Source organism: Corynebacterium sp. HMSC074C11, assembly GCF_001809455.1.
In the GTDB taxonomy this organism is placed as follows: Bacteria; Actinomycetota; Actinomycetes; order Mycobacteriales; family Mycobacteriaceae; genus Corynebacterium; species Corynebacterium amycolatum.
In genome coordinates this window covers 1-13462 of sequence record NZ_KV797727.1, presented here as the reverse complement: position 1 = coordinate 13462, position 13462 = coordinate 1, and the positions used below count along the sequence as shown (strand labels likewise).

At 63.4% G+C, this 13462-nt stretch carries 13 protein-coding genes and 2 pseudogenes; 7 read left to right on the top strand and 8 right to left on the bottom strand.

All coding sequences use genetic code 11. The features are described from left to right. Positions 1 to 296 precede the first annotated feature (296 nt). The 7 genes and pseudogenes from HMPREF2614_RS02850 to HMPREF2614_RS11395 form a co-directional block, all read left to right on the top strand. Positions 297 to 1019 carry a response regulator transcription factor gene (locus HMPREF2614_RS02850; RefSeq protein WP_038626116.1) on the top strand — a complete coding sequence of 241 codons (723 nt, stop codon included), beginning with the start codon at positions 297 to 299 and terminating at the stop codon, positions 1017 to 1019. Then, on the top strand, positions 1016 to 2143 hold the full coding sequence (locus tag HMPREF2614_RS02845; protein WP_070560090.1) for a sensor histidine kinase: 1128 nt from the start codon (positions 1016 to 1018) through the stop codon (positions 2141 to 2143). The genes HMPREF2614_RS02850 and HMPREF2614_RS02845 overlap by 4 nt, the downstream gene beginning before the upstream one ends. Positions 2144 to 2257: 114 nt before the next feature. After that, a complete protein-coding gene (locus HMPREF2614_RS02840; protein ID WP_070560088.1) occupies positions 2258 to 2584 on the top strand; it encodes a heavy-metal-associated domain-containing protein in 327 nt (108 codons plus the stop codon). Positions 2585 to 2636: 52 nt separating this feature from the next. Beyond that, positions 2637 to 4832, top strand: coding sequence for a copper-translocating P-type ATPase (locus tag HMPREF2614_RS02835; protein ID WP_070560086.1), 2196 nt, complete (start codon positions 2637 to 2639; stop codon positions 4830 to 4832). A gap of 297 nt (positions 4833 to 5129) precedes the next feature. After that, on the top strand, positions 5130 to 5330 hold the full coding sequence (locus tag HMPREF2614_RS11340; RefSeq protein ID WP_255463406.1) for a DUF305 domain-containing protein: 201 nt from the start codon (positions 5130 to 5132) through the stop codon (positions 5328 to 5330). A gap of 25 nt (positions 5331 to 5355) precedes the next feature. After that, positions 5356 to 5598, top strand: a complete 243-nt coding sequence (locus tag HMPREF2614_RS11335) for a DUF305 domain-containing protein (protein ID WP_115598834.1) — start codon at positions 5356 to 5358, stop codon at positions 5596 to 5598. A 494-nt stretch (positions 5599 to 6092) separates the two neighbouring features. After that, positions 6093 to 6431: pseudogene (locus HMPREF2614_RS11395) on the top strand (pyridine nucleotide-disulfide oxidoreductase); the annotation flags it as partial. A 78-nt stretch (positions 6432 to 6509) separates the two neighbouring features. Here HMPREF2614_RS11395 and HMPREF2614_RS02825 read toward each other — a convergent pair. From HMPREF2614_RS02825 to HMPREF2614_RS02795, 8 genes and pseudogenes are all read right to left on the bottom strand, one after another. Then, positions 6510 to 8402, bottom strand: a complete 1893-nt coding sequence (locus HMPREF2614_RS02825) for a heavy metal translocating P-type ATPase (RefSeq protein ID WP_070560084.1) — start codon at positions 8400 to 8402, stop codon at positions 6510 to 6512. Next, positions 8399 to 8758: a Cd(II)/Pb(II)-sensing metalloregulatory transcriptional regulator CmtR gene (locus HMPREF2614_RS02820; RefSeq protein WP_005510636.1), complete on the bottom strand. Its 360-nt coding sequence runs from the start codon at positions 8756 to 8758 to the stop codon at positions 8399 to 8401. The genes HMPREF2614_RS02825 and HMPREF2614_RS02820 overlap by 4 nt, the downstream gene beginning before the upstream one ends. A gap of 82 nt (positions 8759 to 8840) precedes the next feature. Then, positions 8841 to 8987 carry a hypothetical protein gene (locus tag HMPREF2614_RS02815; RefSeq protein ID WP_038626104.1) on the bottom strand — a complete coding sequence of 49 codons (147 nt, stop codon included), beginning with the start codon at positions 8985 to 8987 and terminating at the stop codon, positions 8841 to 8843. A 377-nt stretch (positions 8988 to 9364) separates the two neighbouring features. Then, a complete protein-coding gene (locus HMPREF2614_RS02810; protein WP_070560082.1) occupies positions 9365 to 9907 on the bottom strand; it encodes a DUF488 domain-containing protein in 543 nt (180 codons plus the stop codon). Between the two features lie 493 nt (positions 9908 to 10400). Then, positions 10401 to 10898 carry a sodium-independent anion transporter gene (locus HMPREF2614_RS11390; RefSeq protein ID WP_338079002.1) on the bottom strand — a complete coding sequence of 166 codons (498 nt, stop codon included), beginning with the start codon at positions 10896 to 10898 and terminating at the stop codon, positions 10401 to 10403. Between the two features lie 66 nt (positions 10899 to 10964). Further along, a pseudogene (locus HMPREF2614_RS11385) lies at positions 10965 to 12095 on the bottom strand (SulP family inorganic anion transporter); the annotation flags it as partial. A gap of 312 nt (positions 12096 to 12407) precedes the next feature. After that, a complete protein-coding gene (locus HMPREF2614_RS02800) occupies positions 12408 to 12716 on the bottom strand; it encodes a hypothetical protein (RefSeq protein WP_038626100.1) in 309 nt (102 codons plus the stop codon). Positions 12717 to 13007: 291 nt separating this feature from the next. After that, positions 13008 to 13331: an amphi-Trp domain-containing protein gene (locus HMPREF2614_RS02795; RefSeq protein WP_070560080.1), complete on the bottom strand. Its 324-nt coding sequence runs from the start codon at positions 13329 to 13331 to the stop codon at positions 13008 to 13010. Between the last annotated feature and the right edge of the window lie 131 nt (positions 13332 to 13462).

Here is a 13462-nt window from a genome sequence, read left to right as displayed (position 1 = left end):
GCTCACAGCTTTATAGCAGGGCGAAAAGAGGGTGAATTCGGTGAGCTGGGTCACCACCGGGACACCACCCCACAGCCGTGGGCGATGTCCTTCTACCCGCCCCGGGTATGCGGTGCTTGCAGTAAAATCCCTGGTGGCGCCTGCTGAACCGACCAGGGGAGGCGATGCCGCCGGCCCGGGGTGGGGCACAGGGGTGACGGCGGTCGAAGGGTTATATTTGAAGATTTGATGAAGATTCCCCGCCGGGCACTGAGCGAGGATGGTATTCCCCCCTGGCCGGAGCGATACTGGGGTCTATGGCTGACCACACACCGACCACCGCCACGCCCCCGGGGCGGGTGCTGGTCGTCGATGATGAACAACCCCTGGCTCAGATGGTGGCCTCCTACCTCATCCGGGCAGGCTTCGATACCCGTCAGGCGCACACCGGCACCCAGGCCGTGGACGAGACCCGTCGCTTTTCCCCCGATGTTGTGGTGCTGGATCTGGGGCTGCCCGAACTCGACGGCCTGGAGGTGTGCCGACGGATCCGCACCTTCTCGGACTGCTACATCCTCATGCTCACCGCGCGTGGCAGCGAGGACGACAAGATCAGCGGTTTGACCCTGGGGGCGGATGACTACATCACCAAACCTTTTAGCATCCGGGAACTGGTGACCCGGGTGCATGCAGTGCTGCGCCGTCCGCGCACCAGCACCACCCCACCGCAGGTGACCACCCCCTTGATCGTTGGTGACCTCATCCTTGACCCCGTCGCCCATCAGGTGCGGGTGGGGGAGACGACTGTGGAGCTCACCCGCACGGAGTTCGAGCTGCTGGTTGCCCTGGCCCTGCGCCCCGGCCAGGCGCTGACCCGCCACGACCTGGTCACCGAGGTCTGGGACACTACCTGGGTCGGTGATGAACGCATCGTCGATGTCCACATAGGCAACTTGCGTCGCAAGCTCGGCACCGACACCCGAGGCCGGGGGTTTATCGACACCGTGCGTGGCGTGGGCTACCGGGTGGGGCAGCCATGAATCACGGACCCGGCTTGACCTTCCGCTTCCTGGCCGCCCAGGTGTTGGTCGTGGTGATTAGCCTGATGGTGGCCGCGGCCGTGGCCACGACGGTGGGGCCGACCCTGTTCCATGATCATATGTTGATGGCCGGCCGGGAGGACCCCTCGCTGGAGCTGTTCCATGCCGAGCAGGCCTACCGGGACGCCAACCTGATCACCCTGGCCGTCGCCCTGCCCACTGCCTTTATCAGCGCCCTACTGGCCAGTCTGTGGTTATCGCGTCGCCTGCGCACCCCCCTGCAGGATCTCACCCGCGCCGCTACCAGCCTGGCGGCCGGTAACTCCCGTATCCGCGTGCCCGCCGGAGAAGCAGGCCCCGAGGTCACCACCCTGGCGCATGCCTTCAACACCATGGCCGACCGACTGGAACACACCGAACAGGTCCGCCGCCAGATGCTCTCTGACCTGGCCCACGAAATGGGCACCCCCTTATCGGTGCTCACGGCCTACCTCGATGGTCTCCAGGACGGGGTCGTGGACTGGAATAATGCCGCCCACACAATCATGGCTGACCAACTCACCCGCCTGACCCGGTTGATGGAGGACATTGACGATGTCTCCCGGGCCCAGGAACACCGGATCGATTTGGACCTGGCGGAGGAAGGGCTCGGGGATCTGCTCCATACCGCCGCTGCTGCCGCGGGGGAAGCTTATGCTGACAAAGGCGTCGATTTACAGGTCGAGACCATTACGGACACCGCCCGGGTGCTCGTGGACCGGCAACGCTTCGGCCAGGTGATGAGCAACCTCCTGTCGAACGCGCTACGGCACACCCCGGCCGGCGGGCAGGTCCGGATCAGCGTCCACCGCCAGGGGGCGTCCACCGCGCTCATCCACGTCGCCGATGATGGCGAGGGCATCCCACCTGGCCAGCTCGGACACATCTTCGAACGCTTCTACCGGGGGGATGCCGCCCGCAGCCGGGACAACGGCGGGTCCGGTATCGGTCTGACCATCTCCAAGGCATTGATCGAGGCCCACGGCGGCACTCTCACCGCCACCTCCCCCGGACCCGGTCGCGGAGCGGTGTTTGCCCTCCGCCTCCCGATGCCCCCTCCCGACAGTGAGGGGGCTGCTCGGTGACCACACCCTGCCCCGCGTGAGGGCCGTGCCCTCCACTCCTTGAAAATATACCCCCCGGGGGTATACGCTAGAGAGCGGAATTGCCACACCCCACCGAACCGAAGGAGCCTTCCCATGATCACCTTCCCGCCCCGCCTCTTGCCGATGGCCTCCCACGGCTGCACCTGTTGCGGACCTGCCTCACGTGCCGACACCGCCTCCGTCCCTGCCGCCAGCGACTCGTCAGCAGGAGGGTCCTCCCTTAGCTACCAGATCACCGGCCTGACCTGCGGGCATTGCGCGAAAAGCGTGACCCAGGCCCTTCAGGGCCTCCCCCAGGTCGACGACGTCCAGATTGATCTCGCTGCTGGTGGTGTTTCCACCGTCACGGTCACCGGTGTCGTACCTCCGGAGATGGTTCGCCGGGCCATCGAAGAGGCCGGCTACACCGTCTTATCCTGATCGGTTTTACCCATCATCTCGACCCCGACCGGGTTGAGCGGAAAGGAACGTCATGAGCACTCTCCACCATTCCGGCGATCACCATGGTGATCACCCCGCTCCGGAAACAGACCACACCCCCCACCCGGATCATGCCAGCCACGAACACCACGCAGACGCCGACACCCACGGCCAGGCGATGCCCCACGATCACCCGCACTCCGCCATGGACGAAGACCACCACGTTCATGGTCACGGCGAACACGCCGGACACAGCACCGCAATGTTTCGGGACCGCTTCTGGTGGTCGCTGATTCTGTCCATTCCCGTCGTTATTTTCAGCCCCATGGTCGCCCAGCTGCTCGGCTACCACCTCCCGGCATTCCCCGGATCCACCTGGATCCCCCCGGTGCTGGGCACGATCATCTTCGTCTACGGCGGAACGCCTTTCCTCAAGGGCGGATGGAACGAACTGAAATCCCGCCAACCCGGGATGATGCTCCTGATCGCCATGGCCATCACCGTGGCGTTTGTCGCCTCCTGGGTCACCACTCTGGGGCTGGGCGGTTTTGACCTGGACTTCTGGTGGGAGCTGGCCCTGCTGGTGACCATCATGCTGCTGGGCCACTGGCTGGAGATGCGTGCTCTCGGGGCTGCGTCCTCCGCGCTTGACGCGCTGGCTGCCCTGCTGCCGGATGAGGCCGAGAAAGTCATCGACGGGACCACCCGCACCGTGGCCATCTCCGAGCTGGTCGTCGACGACGTCGTGCTGGTGAGGGCCGGTGCCCGGGTGCCGGCCGACGGAACCATCATCGACGGAGCCGCCGAATTCGATGAGGCGATGATCACCGGCGAATCCCGTCCCGTCTTCCGCGACACCGGTGACAAGGTGGTCGCCGGTACCGTGGCTACCGACAACACCGTCCGCATCCGGGTGGAGGCTACCGGCGGGGACACCGCCCTGGCCGGGATCCAACGCATGGTTGCCGACGCCCAAGAGTCCTCCTCCCGGGCCCAGGCCCTGGCGGATAGGGCGGCAGCGTTGTTGTTCTGGTTCGCGCTGATCTCCGCTCTGATCACCGCGGTGGTGTGGACCATCATCGGCAGCCCGGACGATGCCGTGGTGCGCACGGTCACGGTGCTGGTCATCGCCTGCCCGCACGCCCTGGGCCTGGCGATTCCGCTGGTCATTGCGATCTCCAGCGAGCGGGCCGCGAAATCCGGGGTGCTCATCAAGGACCGGATGGCGCTCGAGCGGATGCGCACCATCGACGTGGTGCTCTTCGACAAAACCGGCACCCTGACCGAGGGTGCGCACGCGGTCACCGGTGTCGCAGCAGCTGTCGGCGTCACCGAGGGCGAGCTGCTGGCCCTGGCTTCCGCCGCGGAGGCCGACAGTGAGCACCCCGTGGCCCGCGCCATCGTGGCGGCCGCGGCCGCCCATCCCGAGGCCTCCCGTCGGCAAATGCGTGCAACTGGTTTCAGCGCCGCCTCCGGCCGGGGGGTCCGGGCCACTGTCGATGGCGCTGAGATCCTCGTGGGCGGGCCGAACATGCTGCGCGAGTTCAACCTCACCACCCCGGCCGAGCTCACCGACACCACCAGCGCCTGGACCGGGCGTGGGGCCGGTGTGCTCCATATTGTCCGTGACGGTCAGATTATCGGTGCGGTGGCCGTCGAGGACAAGATCCGCCCCGAATCCCGAGCTGCCGTGAAAGCCCTGCAGGACCGCGGGGTGAAGGTCGCGATGATCACCGGTGACGCGCAGCAGGTGGCTCAGGCGGTTGGCCAGGACCTGGGGATCGATGAGGTCTTCGCCGAGGTCCTGCCCCAGGACAAAGACACCAAGGTCATGCAGCTGCAGGACCGGGGTTTGAGCGTGGCCATGGTCGGTGACGGTGTCAATGACGCCCCCGCTCTGACCCGCGCGGAGGTCGGTATCGCCATCGGTGCCGGCACGGATGTGGCCATGGAATCTGCCGGGGTGGTCCTAGCCAGTGATGACCCGCGGGCAGTGCTGTCGATGATTGAGCTGTCCCAGGCCAGCTACCGCAAGATGATCCAGAACCTGGTCTGGGCCTCTGGCTACAACATCCTCGCCGTGCCGCTGGCCGCCGGAGTGCTCGCCTCGATCGGGTTCGTGCTGTCCCCGGCCGTGGGCGCGATCTTGATGTCTGCCTCGACCATAGTGGTGGCCCTGAACGCCCAGCTGTTGCGCCGGATTGATCTGGACCCGGCCCACCTGGCTCCCACCAGTCCGAAGGAGTAACACACCACGCCTACTCCGAAATCCACCGCCGTCCACTGATCCATCACTTCTCTCCACTGACCCTGAACGGGCTTCACCATAAAGCGCACCCTTGTTCTTTCCGCTCTCGCCGTAGCCTCCACCCTGGCGCTGGCCGCCTGCGGTGAGGCCACCGACTCAGGCAACACCGACGCCACCACCTCGGCCACCAGCACTGCGACGACTACCGCTGAGACGACCGAGACCACCAGGGCGGCGACTGAGGAGGACGGGGAGATTTCCGCCGATCACAACGACGCGGACATCATGTTTGCCCAGATGATGATCCCCCGTCACAAGCAGGCCGTGGAAATGGGTGAGATGCTCCTGGCCAAGGAGGGCATCCCCGCCCAGGTCGTGGAGTTTGCCCAGGGGGTTATTGACGCCCAGGGACCGGAGATTGACCGGATGAACGCCATGCTCGAGGCCTGGGGCCAGCAGCCGGTCACCGACTCTGGGGGGCATGGGGACCATGGATGAGATAGGTGGAATGGATCACGGCTAGATGGGTGGCATGAGCGGGATGATGAGCCAGGAGGACATGACAGCCCTTGAGGAAGCCCAGGGCACCGGCGCCGCCCGCCTTTACCTGGAGCAGATGACCGCCCACCACGAAGGTGCGGTCGACATGGCCCGTGACGAGGTTGCTGACGGCCAGAATTCCCATGCAATCACCCTGGCCGAACAAATTATCAACGACCAGGAGGCCGAGATCGCCCAGATGCAGCAAATGCTCACTGACCTATGACAGGTCCCCGTCTTTTTCTGATCCCGAGGACAGGAATCTGAAAAAGAGGGATAACCGTGACGATTGCCACCTGCTGCGGGCGATGGGTCGTTGTCACCGCAGCAGGTGCACCGGGGTGGATGTTTCTACTCCTTCTGGTCGCACCACTGAGGAAAGGGGGAAAGCCCCTGTGTCCAGACCCTTGGAGGACTACGCATTATTGTCCGATACTCACACGGCCGCCCTGGTCTGCCGGCAGGGCAGCATTAATGTTGGGGTGTCCCCCGAGTAGTGGACACGGCGTTGGTGTCAGTTAGGCAACGAGGCCTACGGTAGCAGCCGTCGTCGCGGTCTCGAAGGTTGTACTGCGATCCTAGCTATCGCTTTTTACTTCTTGTATCTACTCAATCTCTAGCAGCTTCTACTGTATGTCCATAGGGTAAAGGGTATTTAGCAACGACACGTCGTGGAGTTCAAGTTCAACGTTTAACGCGGGCAGCCGCCGCCGGATTCTCGGTGGCGATTCCGGCCCGAACCTCGGGGACATTCTCGCGCTTCCTCATCTACGTGAGCTCCGCGATTCCGGCCAGCTCACCGCTGCCCCCATCTTCGATAGTTTGAGCGAGCTCGACCACGACCATCTGATCTGGTGCACTGGTTTCCGTCCGGCCCTCGGCCCATTCCGCCATCTCATGCGCGGCCGCGAAACCGCGGTGAAGAATCTCCATCTAGTTGGTTACGGCAACTGGACCGGCGACGGCTCGGCAACCCTGATGGGTGTCGGGCCCTTTGCCAAATACACTGCCCAGGTAGTCGCGGGTCGTGTCGATGAAGCTCGGCATCAAAAGTTTTGAGGCGACGCTTGGTCCCTGAGCAGCTCGATCCTTCCAAGATCCGCACTGGAGAGTCAGCGCGCTGGGCGAAGGTATGTCTCAGCGTTTCGCTCGTGCAGCCCGCAGGCCGTTCAAGATCACGATGACTTCGGCGACTTCGTGTACCAACACGACGGCGGCCAGGCCCAGCACACCGCTGATCGCCAGTGGCATCAACACGATGATGATGGCCAGAGACAGCACGATGTTTTGGTTGATGATCCTGCTGCCTCGGCGGGCGTGCTGCAGCGCCTGCGGGATCAGTCGGAGGTCGTGGCCAGTGAAGGCGACATCAGCGGACTCGATCGCGGCGTCAGAGCCGGTTGCTCCCATCGCAATGCCCACCGTTGCGCCCGCCAGTGCCGGCGCGTCGTTGATGCCGTCGCCGATCATCGCCGTCGGCGTCTTGGAGGAGAGTTCGGCGACGATGCTTGCCTTGTCCTCCGGTCGCAGCTCGGCGCGCACGTCGTCGATTCCGGCGATTTCAGCCAGCGCCCGGGCGGTGCGAGTGTTATCGCCGGTGAGCATGCTCACTTCCACGGCGTTGTCGTGCAGGGACTGCACGGCATCGGGCACCTCGGGCCGCAACTCGTCGCGCACCCCGATTGCCCCGGCGATAGCGTCATCGACGGTGACTAGTACGCAGGTCTGGCCTTCGGACTCCATGCGCTCAACGTCCGCCTTCAGTGGCCCGGCGTCGATCCATCGGGGGCTGCCCACCAGCACCCGTCGGCCTTCGACGGTGCCGCCGATGCCATGACCGGCTTCCTCGCTGATATCCAAGGCGGTGGGAGCTTCGGGCTCCGCTGCCACAATCGCCGCGGCGAGGGGGTGCGTCGATTGCTGCTCAACCGCCGCCGCGAAGGAAAGCACCTGCGCCCGATCGAATCCTTCTGCCGGGACCACTCCGGTAACCTCGGGCTGGTTGCGGGTAAGGGTTCCGGTCTTGTCCACCGCTAGGTGACGGATGCTGCCGAGTCGCTCGAACGCTGCGCCGGACTTGATGACTACTCCGAACTGGCTGGCCGCGCCGATCGCGGCCACGACCGTCAGCGGCACGGAGATTGCCAGCGCGCACGGCGACGCTGCGACCAGGACCACCAGCGCACGGGTGATCCACGTCTCGGGGTCGCCCAGCAGCGAGCCGATCACGCCGACCAGCACCGCCAGGATCATCACCCCGGGCACTAGGGGTTGGGCAATTCGGTCGGCGATCCGGGCGCGGTCACCCTTCTCCGCCTGCGCCTGCTCGACGAGGTCGACGAGTGTGGTCAGCGAGTTGTCCGTTCCAGCTGCGGTCGTCTCGACCTCCAGCACACCGGCGGAGTTGATCGCTCCCGCGGGTACCTCGTCGCCGGGCGCAACCTCCTCCGGAATGGATTCTCCGGTGATCGCTGAGGTGTCAAGGCTGGAGCGTCCGGACCGAATGATGCCGTCCGTGGCGATCCGCTCCCCGGGGCGTACGACCATTAGCTCGCCAACCTCAAGGTCCTTCGCAGCGACCTCGGCCGTCGTACCGTCGCGCAGCACGGTCGCGGTTTGCGGTACCAGCTTCAACAGTGCCCGCAGTCCGCCCTGGGCCCGGTCCATCGCCTTGTCTTCCAGTGCCTCGGCGATCGAGTACAGGAACGCTAGCGCCGCGGCCTCTCCGACGTAACCGAGGATTACCGCGCCGACCGCGCTAATCGTCATCAGCAAACCAATGCCGAGCTTGCGCTTCGTGGCAAGGTTCCGGATAGCGCCGGGCGCGAACGTATACGCCCCTAGCAGCAGGCCGACCCAGAACAGTACTGTCGCGGGTGTCTCTAGCCCGGACCAGCCCAGCGCCAGACCTATGCAGAGGGCTACGCCGGAGAAGATTGGCAGTAGCAACTCGGGGTCCTTCCACCATGGCCGATCGAGATCTTCGATCTCCGTGGCTGGTTCGTGTTCACATCCACATGCTGAACTCATGCGTCCGCTCCTTTTCCGTCGCAGCCAGGCACCGAGCACTCCGGGTCGATGCACGGGGCGTTTTCGTCGACAGCCAACGTCGCGTTCACTAGCGCGTTGAGCGCTGTCGCGAGGTGCGGATCGGCGATTTCGTAGCGTGTCTTGCGGCCCTCCGGCTCGGCGACGACGATGCCGCAGTCACGCAAGCAGGTCAGGTGGTTCGAGACGTTCGAGCGGGTCAGGTCCAGGTCGCGCGAAAGCACGGCTGGGTAGCTCGGGCCGTCGAGTAGGGTCAGCAGGATTCTGGAGCGCGTCGGATCCGCCATGGCCCGGCCGAGCCGGTTCATGACGTCGAGGCGTGAAGCAATAGTCAGCATGGGGTGAACTATACAGCAATTACTGAACTATTCAACACGCGCTGAACTGAGATTGAAGCGAAGAGCTTGCGGCCTGCAGGAATTATTCGATGGGATAGCCGGTAACTGGGCCTTCGTGATTCGGCTGCCAACCCAACGCGGGAGCGACGTGGGCGGCGAGGTTCTCCAGAATCTTCACGTTGACGTCCACGCCATCCCGCAAAACCTTTACGTGTTTCCACGCGCCCATATGTTCTCTGTGTACTGACGTAATTACTGTTTTCTGATTGTTGCAGGCTAACGAGAAAGTAACTTTGCAACTACATACCGTCGAGTTTAAGTTCAACATCTAGGTCCGTGACAAGTCGGTAGCACGTTTTTCGATTCGACGCTTTGGGGCACTACCGGGGTTCCCGGTGGTCTTCTTGGGTTGTGCGGTTCAGATTTCCTAACCTAAAACTCGTTTGAGCGTGCTATCCGCTGGTGTGCCGCCGATGCTGCTGCTCATAAGGGGCGGGCGCTCCATGAATACAAGGCGTAGGTCGCGCCTGAGGTCAGGCCGAGGCGGATGCCGTGGCTGACTGGGGCGTAGTCCGAGCATCCGCACCCCGGCCTTTGGTGTATGCGCTAGCCCCGCTCGGGGTAGCGCACGAGGAGATCGTTGCCGATGACTGCGCCGTCGTTGAGCGTTGCCTCGCTCACCTTCGCCCCGGCTGCACCCAGGCCCATAATGTGGCCAACCTCGTCACCGTGGGCGATGAGGTGGTCGGCGATGATACGCCGGTGGCACCGCCACCACACTGCCTCGGAGCACATGATTACGGTGGGGGTTTCGGCGGCGTTTGCCCGTAGCTGCGAGAGCGCGTCCGAGAACTCCTCGCCCAGCGCATGGTCGGCGTAATTGTGGAAACTGCGGTTACGCCAGTTGCCGTTAACCTCAAACGGCACCGAGTGAGACACGTTGCGCCGTCCGGTTAGGCCCTCGCTTCTGCTGTAAGTGATGCCACATGAGGGAAGGTGTTCGGCAAGGTGGTCGCCGTTGAACCACGGGTACTTCCTGGACCCGGGCAGCTTGCGCACATCCACGATGGATGCCACACCGGCAGCCTTGATCATTTCAGCGAAGTCCTCGAACTCGAGGTTGGAGTGGCCCACGGTGAAAATGCGCATGTCGCCAATGCTACGCGCCCAGCGGGTACCCCCACATCGGCGTCCAGATATCGTGCATCGGTAGGTGGTCGGACCGGTAGAACGGGGGGGGTAGGCAGGACGTTTAATGCATTCGCGCCCGCCTTTGCGCGGCATCAATCCTATTCACGGCCGAGCGTTCCGCACGGACCGTTCGTTTAAGTTTCAACGGGTCGCTTGGGGCGACAGCGGAAGCCTGAATTAACCGTATATGGGGCGAATCCCATGTATGTCTTGTTAAAGGACGCTGCTGCACGAGGAACGGGGGCTGAGGTTACCTGGTGTGCACTCTAGCTTTGCCACACATAGCCGGGTGTGGTGGTTTTTAGCTGCTATTCACGAATGAGAAGGTGACTTTGCAACGACACGTCGTGGAGTTCAAGTTTAACGTTGAGCGTTATTGATGCTTCGCGTTATGGCGGTCGCGTGAGTCGTCACCTTAGAAGGCGGCCTCACGACTACAGGCTCGACAGCGCTACTCGTCATGCTGATTTCTTTGCGATGCCGCGGGTGCGCCATCAGACTCTTCATGCTGAATGCGTGCGGCATGCAGTCGGGCGTGGGCGATGGCGTCGAGAGTGTTGTCGAAGACGTGATTCTCGTGCGCAAGTTGGTCGAATACGCCGAGTTCGCGCAACGCCGGAATATGTTCGGGCTTCGTGGCTGCGAGCAAGACCCTGGTACCGTGGCGTTCGAGGCGCCCAATCGTGTCGGCGAGCATCTGGGCGCCGGTGGCGTCGATCGTCGTAACGTAGCGCATGCGGAGCACGACAACCTTGACCGACGAGACATCAGCGAGCTCGAGGAGGAAATCGTGCGCTGCACCAAAGAAGAGGGGGCCTTCCATACGGAAGGCGGCGATGTGCTCGTCGAGAAGCTCACGCTCCTTGTCGCGGTGGTCTCCCTCGTCTAGCGGGGCGGCTTCCAGCACCGCCGTGCGGGCGGTATCGCGCAGTGCGAAGAAGCCCGCCATAACAAGGCCGATGAGTACGGCGACGACAAGGTCGAACACGACGGTGGCGGCAGCCGTGATGAGCAGGGTGGCCCCGTCGCCCTTGGTGGCGCGCATCACCGAGCGGAGGTTCCGCAGGTGGATCATCTGAATCGCTGTGGCGATGAGCACGCCGGCGAGCGCGGCGAGAGGAATCTCGCCCACCCACCGGGCCGCGACGAGTACGGCGACGAGCAGGAGCAGCGAATGGAACACCGCTGCCAGGCGTGTGCCTGCGCCTGCCCGCACATTGACGGCAGTTCGGGCGATCGCGGCGGTCGCGGGAATCCCGCCGAACAGGGGCGCGACGACGTTGGCCACGCCCTGTCCGAAGAGCTCGCGGTCGGGATCGTGCCGGTCGCCAACAGTCATTGCGTCGGCAACCGTCGCAGATAGTAACGATTCCAACGCGCCGAGAGCTGCGACGGCGACTGCTGCCAACAGAAGCGAATCCAGGTGCTCCCACGGGATCTGTGGCCAGCGCGGAGCAGGCAACGTCGACGGGATGTAGCCGATTGTCTTCAGGCCGCTGTCTGCCAGCATGTTGATGGCCGTCGCGGCAGCTACCAACACCAGCGCCGCGGGGAAGCCGCTACGAACGCGCGCAGCAAGCACGATTCCAGCCGCCACTGCAATGGTCAGCACGGGCGCCTGCCATGCCGGAGCGTCCAACTAAGCTTTGATCGAGCCCCACGCCAACCCGAGGACTTTCTCGCCGTCCACGTCAACACCAAGTGCTGCGGGCAGCTGTTGGAGGCCGATGATTAACGCAATACCGGCGGTGAAACCTTCGACGACAGGTAGTGGCATGTACTTCATCGCGCGGCCAGCGCCGGTGAACGCCAACAAGAGCAGCATGAGCCCTGCCAGCACGCCGACGACGAGTACCCCATCGGCACCATGGTTGGCCACGATGGGGATTAACACGACGGTCATTGCGCCGGTCGGGCCGCTTACCTGGACATTGCTACCGCCGAAGATCGCGGCCAGGATGCCCGCGACGATGGCCGTCGTAATTCCGGCCGCCGCACCGACACCGGACGCTACGCCGAAGCCGAGCCCGAGGGGGAGTGCGACGAGGGCCACCATGAGGCCTGCCGATAGGTCGCGCCCGATTGTCGCGCGGGACCAGTCCGAGCGGCGCGGTGCGAAACGCAGGGCACGCGGCCGGATGTCCATCCTAGAGACAGCGCGTGGGTGGGGCATGCTCTTTTCTTGCTCCTTCAAGGCTCAATGACACTCAAAGGATACACACGGTGCAATCCTCCGACGGTCACATTCCCGGTTCTGGCCGAGGCCTTATGTCGACGGAATAAAACTTCCTGACCTGGCGAGTGTTCCCTGGAGCGTTGTCGCGGTGCTTGGAATGACGCGTATGAGCCGGTGTCCGAAGAGCAGATAGCCCAGGAGAATCGGTACCAGTGCCATACAGAGCGCGACACCACTGCTCATGGGACGGCCCGACGGCGGGCTGGGGGGGGCGAGGGCCGGCTACCGGATCCGGGCTTTCGCGGCGACGAGCAGCAGGGTGGCATGGTCGACTTCGCCGTTTTTGATCTCGCGATTGAGCTTGTGTAGCACCACAGGGCAGCGCAGGCAGCGGATGCCGGATTTACAGCACTTCTTCTTCGGCGTCATCGCAGCCAGTTTAAAGGGGTCCTTGCCGGCGAGCTTTTTCGCGGCTTTGGCCTCGGCCTTCGAGTATTCGGGCAGACGTAGCGAGGTCGTTGCCGCAGCCTTTTTCTTGGCTTTGGCGGAGTCCTTCTTCTTGCCCTTGTGGCCTTTCTTGCCGTTGGCCATGCGCGTTCCCTTCGTCGCGAATTTTCCCGAATTAGGTTAGCGTCACCTCATGCAATGTGGGGAGGCGTGGGTGCCTGGCGGGTGTAATTGGGTGTTGCTTGACGACGGCTTGCTTGTCGGCCAGTGTCGCAGCGGTAATTGACGGCCAAAGGACGCAAAATCGACCAAAACGACTCAGATCTGTTCGCTGTGACCTGCGGAAATGGCGAGCGGTAGTGAGTTGTGTCGGCGACGGGCGCTCCTCGGCGTGCAGGAGTTCATTGTGCGACAGATTGGACAGCAACAAGCCCGCTAGGAGATTGCGAAGCCAGATGCTGGTCCTGGCTTTTCGACGGGCTCGCCAGCCTCGTCGACCATCCAGTCAATTTCCAGCTCCAGCTCGCGCTCAATACCAGCACGCTTTCGAGAGTCGACAACTTCCATCGTGGTATTAAACGATGTCGGCATGGTCATCGTCACCGCGGACTCGCCAGTGCCGAGAGTCATTTCCCCGGCACGGATGCGAGCTGCCAGCGTCTCCAATAAATCAGCGAGCTCATCGCGGCTGAAGCTTGCCTTGCTCTTCACCAACTTTTGATTCTTCGGAGGCGTAGTCTTTTTAGGTTTCGGTGCCATGTCTTTACTTACCTTTCCAGCCGTGTCGGGATTTGTGCAGCGTGGAGAATTGGCCGTCACTCCGCACTGTCTTTGAAGATGGTCTAGAGAGCTTTCAGGGCTCTTCCGTTTTTAGAGTGCGTTGATCTTCC